The organism is Butyricicoccus sp. AM27-36, from assembly GCF_003480945.1.
GTDB lineage: Bacteria > Bacillota > Clostridia > Oscillospirales > Butyricicoccaceae > Agathobaculum > Agathobaculum butyriciproducens.
Map to the genome: position 1 here is coordinate 1 of NZ_QUJR01000018.1, position 12,378 is coordinate 12,378.

13 protein-coding genes are annotated in these 12,378 nt (G+C 53.5%); 8 read left to right on the top strand and 5 right to left on the bottom strand.

Features of this window, described 5'->3' with window-relative positions; all coding sequences use genetic code 11:
* Positions 1-209, top strand: a 209-nt coding sequence (locus DW724_RS16185; protein ID WP_243105781.1) for a hypothetical protein, incomplete at its 5' end; no start/stop codon positions are given.
* 165 nt (positions 210-374) lie between these two features.
* Here DW724_RS16185 and DW724_RS14815 read toward each other — a convergent pair.
* Both DW724_RS14815 and DW724_RS14820 read right to left on the bottom strand, forming a co-directional pair.
* Positions 375-1,166: a helix-turn-helix domain-containing protein gene (locus DW724_RS14815; RefSeq protein WP_118761997.1), complete on the bottom strand. Its 792-nt coding sequence runs from the start codon at positions 1,164-1,166 to the stop codon at positions 375-377.
* A gap of 18 nt (positions 1,167-1,184) precedes the next feature.
* The gene (locus DW724_RS14820) at positions 1,185-2,231 is read right to left on the bottom strand and encodes a LacI family DNA-binding transcriptional regulator (protein ID WP_118286194.1); all 1,047 of its coding nucleotides are present in this window, start codon (positions 2,229-2,231) and stop codon (positions 1,185-1,187) included.
* 551 nt (positions 2,232-2,782) lie between these two features.
* Between DW724_RS14820 and DW724_RS14825 the strand changes: the two genes are divergently transcribed.
* From DW724_RS14825 to DW724_RS14845, 5 genes are all read left to right on the top strand, one after another.
* Positions 2,783-3,787 carry a substrate-binding domain-containing protein gene (locus tag DW724_RS14825; RefSeq protein ID WP_118286193.1) on the top strand — a complete coding sequence of 335 codons (1,005 nt, stop codon included), beginning with the start codon at positions 2,783-2,785 and terminating at the stop codon, positions 3,785-3,787.
* Between the two features lie 106 nt (positions 3,788-3,893).
* Positions 3,894-5,381: a sugar ABC transporter ATP-binding protein gene (locus tag DW724_RS14830; RefSeq protein WP_118761998.1), complete on the top strand. Its 1,488-nt coding sequence runs from the start codon at positions 3,894-3,896 to the stop codon at positions 5,379-5,381.
* Between the two features lie 18 nt (positions 5,382-5,399).
* Complete coding sequence (locus DW724_RS14835) at positions 5,400-6,383, top strand: ABC transporter permease subunit (protein ID WP_118481331.1); 984 nt, start codon at positions 5,400-5,402, stop codon at positions 6,381-6,383.
* Positions 6,384-6,523: 140 nt separating this feature from the next.
* Positions 6,524-7,540 (top strand): Gfo/Idh/MocA family protein, encoded by a 1,017-nt coding sequence (locus DW724_RS14840; protein ID WP_117752216.1) that lies wholly within the window; start codon positions 6,524-6,526, stop codon positions 7,538-7,540.
* Between the two features lie 137 nt (positions 7,541-7,677).
* Positions 7,678-8,550 (top strand): sugar phosphate isomerase/epimerase family protein, encoded by an 873-nt coding sequence (locus tag DW724_RS14845; protein ID WP_118761999.1) that lies wholly within the window; start codon positions 7,678-7,680, stop codon positions 8,548-8,550.
* Positions 8,551-8,654: 104 nt separating this feature from the next.
* Here the strand turns inward: DW724_RS14845 and DW724_RS14850 are convergent, their stop codons facing one another.
* The 3 genes from DW724_RS14850 to DW724_RS14860 all read right to left on the bottom strand — a co-directional run bounded on the left by DW724_RS14850 (position 8,655) and on the right by DW724_RS14860 (position 10,700).
* A complete protein-coding gene (locus DW724_RS14850; RefSeq protein WP_118762000.1) occupies positions 8,655-8,933 on the bottom strand; it encodes a hypothetical protein in 279 nt (92 codons plus the stop codon).
* Positions 8,934-9,046: 113 nt separating this feature from the next.
* Complete coding sequence (locus DW724_RS14855) at positions 9,047-10,300, bottom strand: ATP-binding protein (protein WP_118762001.1); 1,254 nt, start codon at positions 10,298-10,300, stop codon at positions 9,047-9,049.
* Positions 10,301-10,505: 205 nt separating this feature from the next.
* On the bottom strand, positions 10,506-10,700 hold the full coding sequence (locus DW724_RS14860; protein WP_118762002.1) for a GntR family transcriptional regulator: 195 nt from the start codon (positions 10,698-10,700) through the stop codon (positions 10,506-10,508).
* 242 nt (positions 10,701-10,942) lie between these two features.
* Between DW724_RS14860 and DW724_RS14865 the strand changes: the two genes are divergently transcribed.
* Both DW724_RS14865 and DW724_RS14870 read left to right on the top strand, forming a co-directional pair.
* Positions 10,943-11,494, top strand: coding sequence for a hypothetical protein (locus DW724_RS14865; protein WP_147358684.1), 552 nt, complete (start codon positions 10,943-10,945; stop codon positions 11,492-11,494).
* Between the two features lie 431 nt (positions 11,495-11,925).
* A partial coding sequence (locus tag DW724_RS14870) for a ParA family protein (protein WP_147358685.1) occupies positions 11,926-12,378 on the top strand: 453 nt, incomplete at its 3' end.

Here is a 12,378-nt window from a genome sequence, read left to right on the forward strand (position 1 = left end):
TCGTATACGCAGGTCGTCAAGCTGACCGGCATCAGCAAGTCTACGCTCATCCGGGAGAAGAAACGGCGGCAAGCGTGACGCCGCACGGCGCTATATACAATAAGGTATCCGTGCGGAGCGACGCAGGCAAAACAACCGAGCGGCTGAAAATGCAGTCGCTCGGTTGTTTTGCGTATGATTCAGAGGTTTCCGCCGTCTTGATTATTTAGACCACGGAAACCGGATCGGAACGCCATGGCAACTCTGTATAATTTTCCCTTCCATTTTCCGACAACCAGACAAAAAGAAAGGCACTGTGTCTAAATCACAGTGCCTGAGGCTGTCGAAAAACTATCGTTTTTCGAGCAGCCTCTCGATCCCATAAAGTCGTTTCCTCAAGCCAGCATATCCGGGCGTTCGCCAATGACCTCGCGGTATCGAACTGGCGATACCCCCACCAGACGCTTGAACATCCGGTAAAAGTAATTGCGGTTGATCATGCCGACCCGACCGCCAATATCGCCCGCACTGTCCTCCGTTGTGCGGAGCAGATGCTGTGCTTCCCCGATCCGGCGGCGTACCATATACTGAATGGGCGGCAGGCCGAACTGCGCCTTGAACATATGGATCATATGGCTGGTCGAAACGTGAAACCGATTGGTCAGCTCGGTCAGCGAAAGCTCATCGGCAAAGCACAGGTTCAAATGCTGCAATACCTCGGTTGCAAGCGAGAATGCGGCATCCGGCGCACACAGCTCGAGGCCATGCGCCATAGGCGCCATCTGCATCAGAAGCGCATCTAAAAGCGGTGTCCGGGCGGCAGCCGTGGTCTGTTCCGAGTAGAGCAGCAGCAGCAACGTCCATGCCGGTGTTCCCTGTAACTGCGGAAACTCAAACATCGCCTGTCCGTCATCCGCGGCGGAAAATTCCAGCATCAGACAGGGTGCCTGTACGAACGGCAGCTCGTGACAGACATTCGGCGGCAGCAGCAGCGCGCCGCCGGGTTTGATCGGCAGACAGCGGTGCTCGGTTCGCAGAATGATCTGCTCCCCGTCCGCAGCAAGCGAAACAAACAGCACCCAATCCTCCGAGGCGCAAGGCAGATAGTTGCCGCCCTTATCCTGCGGATGAATCACACATTGCTGCGTTAGTCTGACACGGCGAAATGCCGGAAGCGGAACAGACATAATACCTCCTGACCTGGATTAAAGCAAATTTTCGATATTGTGTCGCAGCAGCACCCGAATATCGGTATGGTAAAACTCCTTCGGCGGCTGCTGTTTGAGTTGAATGTAATCGGCCAACAGGGACAGCGGCAGTGCGCCCTGCTGCACCGCATCCTGTCCGATGACAAAATCCGCAACACCGCGCCGAAGCTCGTACAGGTTGGCGGGGATCTCATCGTGCATGATCAGGTGCACCCCTCGTGCGCGGCCGGAATCGACCAGCGCACTGCATACGCCCGCATAACCCGGTGTGATCGCGTAGATACCGGTCAGATCGGGAACCTCCTGCAGCAGACGGAGCGTATGCTCGTAAACCACATTGCTGTCATCGTTCGGCAGCATGACATCCCGCAGCTGAAGCGACGAATCGGGGGTAAGCAGCTCCTCCTTAAAGCCCTTCAGACGTTCGCGGTACGCACTGTGATACATACAGGGCGCACTGATCGTAGCCACCGTGCCGCTCTCCCGCGCCACCAGACGCATCAGCTCGGCCACTGTACGGCCGGAAGAAAGGTTTTCCTGCCCGACATAGCACAGCCGGTGGCTGTTGGGCAGATCGGTGTTAAACATAACGACCGGTATTCCGCGTTGGTCGATCAGCTCGTTGATCTTGGTTTCGACCAGCAGACAGTCGAGCGGCGTGATCGCCAGCGCATTGATATGATGCTGCTCGACCAGCTCCTCGATCATCGAGACCTGCTCGACCGGATCAAGCGAGGGCGACAGCCGGAAGATGACCTCCACGCTGAACGCGGCCAGACGGCGGGCTTCGCGCCGGGCAGCATCCAGAACGATCTGCATGAACGGGGTCTGCACCGAAAACATGATCACGCCGATGCGAATCGGATGCGATGTGCGGGACAGTGCCAGTCCGGCACGGTTGGGGGTGTAGCCATATTCGTTGGCTACCGCCTTGATCCGCTCCGCCACCGCAGGGCGAACATTTCCTTTATTATGGAGTGCCCGATCGACTGTACCGCGGGACACACCGCAAATCTCAGCAATTTGATTCAGGGTAATTGCCATATGATATCACCTCTGTCAGAACGGTTCTTTCCCGTTTTTATAGTTAAAGCATAACATAATACCCCTAATAAGTCTATATCTAAAGTGAATAAAGCGGTATTCACAATATTGTGCACGTGTACGGATTCTGCTCATTCGAGCCGTGCACGCAAAAATGCACTCTTTTCCGAACCTCCCGTGTTTTGTTCATATTTTCATGCAATACATCTGCCGTAAACGCCATAAAACGAGCAAAACACGTGAAATCCGAAACAAATACCGAGTTGTTACGAGATTGAACTAACAGCCAGATCCCGCATCTGAGGCGGGTAGTTTTGCATAAGCGATTCCCCCGCTCTGTCGTGCAAAGCTTATAAAATCACAATTTTGTGCAGACAGAATCACCAGTTTTCGCAAGATTCGTCTGTGCGGTTTGGTGAAAATTCAAAAAGCCGGTTGACGCACATCGAAAAAGAGTGTAAAACTAAATCAAGGCAAGCGTAAATCGCATTTTTCCAAAATGTGAACGTGTACGGCTAAGAAAAAAGTTGAGAAAGATGAGGTAAAAGCAAATGAAAAAAAGACTTTTCGCAGGATTGATTGCATCGGCAATGATGGCATCCATGCTGGCAGGCTGCGGCGGTGGCGCACAGCAGGGTGACAGCGCAGACGGCGGCAGCGGCCACAAGGTAACGCTGATTATGAGCCAGCGCGATGAGTGGCTCAGCGAAATGGAGGCAGCCGCTCAGGCCGCTGCAAAGGACACCGGCATCAACCTGACCACCCAGGATGCCAACAGTGACACCAGCAAGATGATCCAGTACATCGAATCCTCGGTTACCGCAGGTGAAGATGCCATCATTATCAACATGGTAGACCCCGAGACCGCTGCACAGTGTGTCGAGGCCGCAGGCGATGTTCCGGTCGTATTCGTAAACCGTTTCCCGGGCGATCCCTCCGTACTGAATGAGAAGGCTGTTTACGTCGGCTCCGACGAAATGACCTCCGGCGCATTCCAGGGCGAGTTCCTCGCAAAGTTCTTTAAGGATCAGGGCAAGACCGATATCTCCTACCTGATGCTCAACGGCATCCTCGGTCAGACCTCCACCACCAACCGTACCGCATCTGTGCTCAAGGCACTGGAGGACAACGGCATCAAGGCAACCGCAGCCGCTGCTCCGCTGGCAGCCGATTATGACCGTGCAACCGCAATGGACATGATCTCTCCGCTGCTCAAGACCACCAAGTACGACTGCATCATCTCCAACAACGATGCAATGGCACTCGGTGCAGTCGAAGCAATGCAGCAGCAGGGTCTGGACCCGAAGTCCGTTCCGATCGTCGGCATCGACGCAACCGCTGACGGCCGTCAGGCTATCAAGGACGGCACCCTCGCTATGACCGTATTCCAGAACGCAGAGGGTCAGGGTCGCGCTTCCCTGCAGGCAGCTGCAAACCTGATCGACGGCAAGCCGATCGCAGAGGGCACCGGCTATGAAGTAGACGACGAGAACGAGTTCATCATCTGGGTACCGTTCGAGCCGGTTACCGTAGACAACGTAGCAGATTACGACTAAATTCCGACACTGAATGTTGCGAAGGGGACATTTCCATATGTCCCCTTCCTAAAAAATCGCAGAGATATTGGGGTGAAAAGCAGTGAGTCAAGAGTATATCCTGGAGATGACCGATATCGTCAAGGATTTCCCCGGCGTGCGTGCGCTGAAAGGCGTACAGCTCAAGGTGCGCCCCGGTACCGTACATACCCTGATGGGAGAAAACGGCGCAGGCAAATCAACTTTGATGAAATGCCTGATCGGCATCCATCCGCCCACATCGGGCAAGATCGTTTTTGACGGCAAGGAAATCCGTTTCAAAACCACATTGGAAGCGCTGAACTCCGGCATTTCGATGATCCATCAGGAATTATCGCCGGTTCCGGAACGCAGTGTCAGCGAAAACCTCTGGCTGGGCCGCGCACCGCGCAAGGGCCTGATCATTGATCACAAGAAAATGCGTCAGGACAGCATCGACCTGTTCCAGCGCCTGCATCTGGATGTTGATCCGGATGAAAAGATGGGCAACCTGACGGTTGCAAAAATGCAGATGGTTGAAATCGCAAAGGCGGTTTCGTATGACAGCAAGATCGTAATCATGGACGAGCCGACCTCCTCCCTGACCGAAACCGAGGTTGAGCATCTGTTCCGCATCATCGAAGACCTGAAAAAGAAAAACGTAGCAATCATTTATATTTCGCATAAAATGGATGAAATTTTCCGCATTTCGGATGATATCACCGTATATCGTGACGGCGAGTACATCGCCAGCGACCGCGCGGAAAACCTGAACGTAGATAAACTGATTCAGCTTATGGTAGGCCGTGAGGTTTCCAATATGTTCCCCAAGGTGGATTGCCCGATCGGAGATACCATTCTGAAGGTCGAGAACCTTTCCGCCGGTCATGCGGTAAAGAACGTATCGTTCGAGCTGCACCGCGGTGAAATTCTGGGCATGGCCGGTCTGGTCGGCGCAGGCCGTACCGAAACGGCAGAGGCTATTTTCGGTATGCGCCATATCACCGGCGGCAAGATCTATAAGGACGGCGAGGAGCTGCACATCAAATCCCCCGAGCACGCCATCGCACACAAGATCGCCCTGCTGACCGAGGATCGACGCGGCAACGGCATCGTCGGTATGCTGAGCATCAAGGACAATACCGTGCTTGCCAGCCTGAAAAACTACGGTTTCCCGCTCAATCACAAGAAGATGCGCGAGGATACCGAAGAGTATGTGCGTAAGCTCAATACCAAAACACCGACGATCGACACCCCCATCAAGAACCTTTCCGGCGGCAATCAGCAGAAGGTTCTGGTAGGCCGCTGGCTGCTGACCGATCCGGACATCCTGATCGTAGACGAGCCGACCCGCGGTATCGACGTAGGCGCCAAGGCCGAAATCCACTCGCTGATCACCAAGCTGGCCGGCGAAGGCAAGGCGATCATCATGATCTCGAGCGAGCTGCCCGAAGTTATGGGTATGTCCGACCGCATCGTGGTCATGCATGAAGGCACGATGACCGCAATCGTAGATCGCAAGGATTTCTCGTCCGAACTGATCCTGAAATACGCTACCAGCGAGGTTCCTTACCAGCCCGCTGCTGATAAGCAATAAGAAAGAAGGGTAAATGGTATGCATAAGACGTTTGACAAGAAAAAATTCCTGTCGCAGAACTCGATCTGGCTGGTACTGATCGCTATGGTCATTATCATGGGTGTTGCACAGCCCAGTTTCTTCACCGTAAACAACCTGCTGACGCTGCTCTCCGGTGAGGCCGTCAAGGGTATTCTGGCCTTCGGCGTTATGTTCGCAATCCTGTCCAAGGGTATCGACCTGACGATCGGCGCATCGGCCGGCCTGGTTGCCTGCATCACGGCATCTCTGGTTCAGCCGGCAGATTATGCCAACGCAGTATTCCCCGGTCTGGGCTCCCTGCCCGCACCGCTGGTTATTCTGATCGGTCTGGCAATCGGCGCAGGCATCGGCGCTATTTACGGTGCGATCATCGCGTACACCAAGATTCCGCCCTTCATCGCAACGCTCGGCGCACAGCTGATCTGCCGCGCAAGCGCAAAAATGTACACCAGCCGCCCGGTTTCCAACCTGACCCCGGAGTTCCGTTTCCTCGGCTCTGCTAAAATCGGCCCGGTTCCGGTCATCATTCTGGTATTCTTCGTTATGTTTGCGATCTCGGCCTTCCTGCTGACGCAGACCCGCTTCGGCAAAAACGTGTATGCCATCGGCGGCAACGATCAGGCTGCCCGCGTTGCCGGCATCAATGTAGAAAAGAACCTCATCATGGTTTATGTATGGTGCTCGGTTTGTGCGGCTGTTGCAGGTATTCTGCTGGCAGGCCGTGCAGGTTCGGCTGACCCGGCCAACTCCGGCCTGAACTACGAGCTGGACGCTATCGCTGCGGCTACCGTAGGCGGCACCTCCCATACCGGCGGTATCTGCCGTGTATCCGGTGTTCTGGCAGGCATCCTGATCCTCGGCGTTATCAACAACGGCCTGGTTATGCTGAAGGTCGATGATAACATGACCAACATCGTCAAGGGCCTGATCATCGTCGGTTCGGTTATCCTTGATATGCGCAAGAACGCAAAGCGCGCGTAAAACAGACACACACAATCTCTCTTCTTTTTCCGAGTTTTCAGGGGTCGCAGCAATGCTGCGGCTCCCGAAATACTCGCACATAATCCGTTAGACTTGAACCCTGCCGTACAGCGGCATATTTTGAAAGGATGAGCTTTATCATGGAAAATCTGAACATTGCACTGATCGGCTGCGGCATGATCGGCCGTGAGCACATCGAGCGTATCCAGAACCGCATCCGCAATGCACGCATCGTTGCTGTATGCGACGTATTTGAAGAAGGCGCAAAGAAGGGCGCTGAGATCGCCGGCGCCGGCACCAAGGTTTACACCGATTTCAACGAAGCAATCAACGATCCGGACGTAAACGCTGTTGTAGTTACCACCCCGGGTCAGTTCCACAAGGGTCCGGTTCTGGCAGCGATCAAGGCCGGCAAGCCGGTATTCTCCGAGAAGCCGCTGGCGAACACCGCTGCGGACGGCAAGGAGATCGTTGAGGCCGAGATGGCAGGCGGCAAGCACCTCGTACAGGTTGGCTTCATGCGCCGTTACGACCGCGGCTACCGTCAGGTTAAGGAGCTGATCGACTCCGGCAAGTTCGGTGCCCCGATGGTAATCAAGTGCACCCACCGTGCAGACGGCGTTGCCGATGACTACACCACCGCAATGGCTGTTACCGATACCGCAATCCACGAGATCGACGTTCTGCCGTGGCTGGTAAACGACGAGTGGGACGAGGTTCAGTGCATCATGCCGAAGACCAACAGCAAGGTTAAGAACGCGCTGAAGGACCCGCAGATCATGATCATGAAGACCAAGGGCGGCATCATCAACATGCTCGAGGTAAACGTAAACTGCGGCTTCGGCTACGACATCAACTGCGAGGTTGTATGTGAGAACGGCGTTGTAAACCTGCCGTGCCCGTCCTTCCCGACCGTTCGCTACGCTAACGAGGTTTCCACCAAGATCGAGGACAACTGGATCCTGCGCTTCATCGATTCTTACGATGTAGAGATTCAGGACTGGGTTGACCACGCACTCAAGGGTGAGACCGGCGGCTCCTCTGCCTGGGACGGCTACGTTGCTTCCATCACCGCTGACGCTCTGGTTAAGTCCCAGACCTCCGGTGTGCCGGAGAAGGTTGTTACCGGCGGCACCCCGGACTTCTATAAGAAGTAATCCACTCACATTTTCTATTCATTGCTATTCGCTCGCAAGGGTGGCAGAGCTTCCTGCTTTACTGCCCTTGCATATCACCTTAACCACTATACCGCGTTTTACAACGCGAAACTGATACGCTAAAAGGAGTTACTGCTATGAAAATCGGTTTTAACGAAGGCTGCAACCGTTTCTGCGAAAACCACTCCGTACTTGAAGATCTCGACCTGTGCGAGAAGTACGGCTTTGACTACATCGACATCCAGTCCGAGTGCCTCGACCGCGAGATCGCTGCCGGCAAGTACACCATCGACGATCTCGGCGCATGGTTTGCTGACCCGAAGCACCACCTGAAGATGCTGTCCTACAACGCCCTGATCTTCTTCAACATGAAGCAGACCCAGGAGGAAAAGGACGCCGTTATGGCAAAGCTCGACCAGATCATCGCAGACTGCAACAAGCTGGGCTGCAAGATGATCGTTGTCGTTCCGTCCATGGACTTGACCGTTCCGGCTACCGTTGACGAGATCCGCGAGGACGCTGTTGCTGTTCTCAAGGAGATGGTAAAGAAGGTTGAGCCGCACGGCATCAAGCTGTCCATCGAATTCTGCGGCGCACCGACCATGTCCATCAACCGCTTCGAGTACGCTTACGACATCGTTACCGAGGTAGATCATCCGCTGGTCGGCATCACCCTCGACCAGTACCACTTCCACGCTATGGCTTCCGAGTGGGCTGCTCTCGAGAAGGCTGACGGCAAGAAGATCTTCGTATGGCACCTGAACGGCATGGAGAATATGCCGTGCGGCGCTGCTTACAACAACGACGAGAAGCGTCTGTGGCCGGGCGAGCCGGGCGACTGCCTCGACCACAAGCGTTACGCAGATACCCTCAAGAAGATCGGCTTTGAAGGCGACGTTTGCACCATGGAGGTGTTCCGTCCGGACTACTACAAGCTGTCCAACGAGGAGAATATCAAGAAGGCCGCCGAGGTTACCAAGGCACATGTTGCGAAGTACTGGGCTGACTGATTTCACAGAGTGAAGATTTAAGAGTGGAGAGTGAAGCGCTTTCCACTCTTTTTCTGTATACCCGCAAAAGAGAAAGAGTGGAGAAAATCTCCACTCTTCACTCTTTATAAGACGCTGCTGACTACCGCCGCGACCTCTGTCTCACTGATTTCCTGCTCTGCGGGCACGGTCGGCGCTTTGATGTCAAAGCCGACTGCCTTTGCAAGCTCTGCAAGGGAGTTATGGACGGTCAGCGGATTCGGAATCTGCGAAGAATCGCCGTCCTCGGTCGTAGTATCCGGGTCAATGATGATGGTGTCGCCGCTGACCTTTACCACAGCAGGATCGTTGCCGCAGAGCGATACGAACAGATCGACCGGAACATAAAAACGTAAAATACACATAGATACAGCGGCGCCTCTACCATTTTGGTAAGCTTCCGCCGATAGAAACACGACAGTCCGGCTTGCCTGTCCGCCTCGGCAGCAGCGCTCATTTTCAATTATGCGGTATTGCCTTAAAACTCCAGACTGTCTGCGTTTAGGAGAAAATACTTCATGCCCATGATAACGAAGCCTTCATCGTTGCGCCACGGTTTGCGGACGCCGTTTACGATGACGATTTTCTTGAACGAGTCCGGAATATGGCGGAGCGAGTTGAATTCCTGCGCCTGCTTCTCCTCCGAGGTGAGGTCGTAGGCAACCTGGATATAATATCTCTGGCTTGCCTGATTGACGACGAAATCGACTTCGAGCTGCTTGCGCAGGCGCTTGCCGCTGCTGTCCCTGCCGAACGCTTCCACGATGCCCACATCGACATGATACCCGCGAATACACAGCTCGTTATAAACAATGTTCTCCATGATGTGAGTCGGCTCCTGCTGACGGAAATTCAGCCGGGCGTTGCGTAGGCCGAGGTCGGTGAAATAATACTTGAGATTGGCACCGATATACTTGCGCCCTTTGATGTCATAGCGCTGCGCCTTCTCGATCAGAAAAGCATCTGCCAGAAAATCAATGTGCTGTGAAATGGTCTTGTTGGTGTAGCTCATCTGGCGCTCGCTTGCGAAGGTGTTCGCGATTTTAGACGGGTTGGTCGGCGCGCCGATTGCAGATGCCAGAACGTCAACCAGAATGTTGAGCTCCGCATCGTTTTGAATGCGGTTGCGCTCGATTACATCCTTCAGATAGACGTTAGCAAAGATGTTTTTCAGATAGTCTGCCTTCTGTCGTTCGTTCTGAAAATTTACGATCTGCGGCAGACCGCCGTAGAGCATATATTCATCCCAGGCATCGTCAAAGTCGCCGTCCCAGACCGAATAGAACTCTGCAAACGACAGCGGATGAATGCGTATCTCGTCACCGCGGCCGCGAAATTCGGTCACGATGTCGCTGGAAAGAAACTTGGAGTTGCTGCCGGTCACATAGACGTCGATATTGCTCATGCGCAGCAAGCTGTTCAGAACTTCCTCAAACCGGGGCATGAACTGCACTTCATCGAGCAGAAGATAATACGGCCCGTCGCCGCGCATGGCATCCGTGATATAGCGGAAGCATACCTTGGGGTCGCGCAGCTCCTCGTTCTCGATGCCGTCCAAAGCGATCTCGATAATATGATCCTCCGGAACGCCGCTTTCAAGCAGATACCGCTTGAATATGGTGAACAGCAGATAGGATTTTCCGCAGCGCCGTATGCCGGTGACGATCTTGATCATGCCGTTGTCCCTGCGCTCGATCAGTTGGTTCAGATATGCCTCTCGCCGGATCTCCATGTAACCACTCCTAAATTTTGTGCCGTGCACGTTTTTTAGTAATATCATTGTAGCATATCAGCTTTGACCGCGCAATCGGTGCAGTCCTATTTTCTGCGGCACAGAACAGATTTATGTATCGCGCCTATTCGCCGAAAGGACGGAAATCGAAGGTCGATCCATGAGTGCTGTTCAAGGTAATGGTGTACAGATATCAATGTGGGATCTATTCCAGCCGGAAGCCGGAAGAAGCATGCCGGTATCGAATAGACTGTGTGCGGCTGATGCCAAGCTGTGCGGAAAGCGCTTCTTCGGTAAGCTGTTCGCCCGGCTTGAGTTCTCCGGTCAGAATTGCTTCGCGCAGCATCTGATAGGCTTTATCCGAAAAAGACTCCCTTTTCTTGAGTGCCTGTAAAGCCATTCTACTACTCCTTTGCTTAATTCAATGTATAAGAATACATTTAGAATCGTCAAGTATAATATATGCCAAAATAGAAATGCATCGCAGTCTAACGTTATAGCGTTATGACATTATAACTTTGTAGCTTTTCAACGTTATAACTGTATAAAATATCCTGCGTATCGCCCCATCCAAGCGGCTGATCGAGGAAATGCCGGTCAGCTGTGAGCAGCCGCAGATAAGAAAGAGACCGTTTGCGCGGCATGGATCAAGCGCCGCGCGTTTATCCCATTTTTATTCTGAGGAGTGCAAAATCCGGCTTCCTTGCGAAGATCAAAACGCAGGTTTCCCGCATCCGTAAAAGCGTATGCGTTAACAAAAAGGACAAGCCGCGTGCCGTCCGCCGCAGGCTGCGCAGGCAGATCGAGCAGCAGATCAATGCCGACGCGCTCCGCCGTCAGTTTGGCAGCGAGCTGACCGGAACGGTCGTAACGGCAGTCTGCAACATCAAGTACGCAGACAAGCTGTTCATCAAGGGCGCTGCGGTCACGCAGGAGCATCGCGAGCAAGTCTCCCGCCGTATTTCTCAGGAAAGCATGGAACGCTTCCTGAACAGCGTCACGATCGACTTCGGCCGCATCGAAAACCCGGTTGCATACTTACAGACTTCCCTGTATACCTACCATCAGAAGCTGCTGCAGCCTTCGCAGGCCGAGCCAGTCAGCACCGGCACACCCGAGCAGCCGCTGGCCGACTGGGAACTGGAGTGGCTCAAGCGCGTAAAAGCAAAACGCCATTCGCAGGAAACCGAATAACCTTTTAAGCCATGATTGACCTCATGGCTTATGGTCGTGCCCGTAAAATCATATTTCCATCCCCAAACACCGATGACGGCAGAAAAGCCGTCACTTTTCTTTGTCTGCCATACCATTACCCTGATTTTACAGGGTACTCTGTTTACAGGCAGTATGCTGAAAGACAAGATGCTTTTTGAGCAGATGCAAAACAGGCTGATATACTAAAATCCTTACCTACTAAAACTTCTTTATTCAAACTTCACTACTCAATCTTCCTGACAGAAAAGGATAGAAAAGAGTGAGAAATACACGAACTGAACGAATCTCTGAACTTATAGAAAGAGATAACGTTATAAAGTTACACAGTCTTGACGTTATAACTGCACAGGTATATAATAAGAGTAACGTTAAACAGTTATAACTTTATAAAGTTGAAAGAGGTGGAGAACATGTCTGCGATATTTGCACTGGCCAACCAGAAAGGCGGCGTTGCGAAAACCACAACAACCGGCGTTCTGGCGGCCGGTCTGAAAAAGCAGGGCTTCAGTGTGCTGACGATCGACTGCGACCCGCAGGGCAACCTGTCAATGTCGGTAGCTGCCGAGAATCAGGACAGCGCGACCATGTACGAGGTCATGAAGGGCACGGTCTCGGCGCGGGAGGCCATCCAGCACACACCCAGCTGCGATATCATTCCGGCGAACACCATCCTTGCGGGCATTGAGCAGGAGCTGCACAACGTCGGCAAAGAGATGACGCTCAGAGAGAAGCTGCGCGACGAGCAGACCGGTGTAGCGGAAGAATACGATTACATTCTCATCGATTGTCCGCCGTCGCTTGGCCTGCTGACTGTGAACGCACTGACAGCCGCCGACTATCTGCTCATCCCGACCATGGCGGAG

Excerpts from the sequence above, each read along its gene's own strand:
- DW724_RS14835 (WP_118481331.1), top strand. The coding sequence starts at position 5,400 with ATGCATAAGACGTTTGACAAGAAAAAATTCCTGTCGCAGAACTCGATC.
- DW724_RS14820 (WP_118286194.1), bottom strand. The coding sequence starts at position 2,231 with ATGGCAATTACCCTGAATCAAATTGCTGAGATTTGCGGTGTGTCCCGC.
- DW724_RS14850 (WP_118762000.1), bottom strand. The coding sequence starts at position 8,933 with ATGTGTATTTTACGTTTTTATGTTCCGGTCGATCTGTTCGTATCGCTC.
- DW724_RS14865 (WP_147358684.1), top strand. The coding sequence starts at position 10,943 with ATGGATCAAGCGCCGCGCGTTTATCCCATTTTTATTCTGAGGAGTGCA.
- DW724_RS14840 (WP_117752216.1), top strand. The coding sequence starts at position 6,524 with ATGGAAAATCTGAACATTGCACTGATCGGCTGCGGCATGATCGGCCGT.
- DW724_RS14815 (WP_118761997.1), bottom strand. The coding sequence starts at position 1,166 with ATGTCTGTTCCGCTTCCGGCATTTCGCCGTGTCAGACTAACGCAGCAA.
- DW724_RS14855 (WP_118762001.1), bottom strand. The coding sequence starts at position 10,300 with ATGGAGATCCGGCGAGAGGCATATCTGAACCAACTGATCGAGCGCAGG.
- DW724_RS14825 (WP_118286193.1), top strand. The coding sequence starts at position 2,783 with ATGAAAAAAAGACTTTTCGCAGGATTGATTGCATCGGCAATGATGGCA.
- DW724_RS14860 (WP_118762002.1), bottom strand. The coding sequence starts at position 10,700 with ATGGCTTTACAGGCACTCAAGAAAAGGGAGTCTTTTTCGGATAAAGCC.
- DW724_RS14830 (WP_118761998.1), top strand. The coding sequence starts at position 3,894 with ATGACCGATATCGTCAAGGATTTCCCCGGCGTGCGTGCGCTGAAAGGC.
- DW724_RS14845 (WP_118761999.1), top strand. The coding sequence starts at position 7,678 with ATGAAAATCGGTTTTAACGAAGGCTGCAACCGTTTCTGCGAAAACCAC.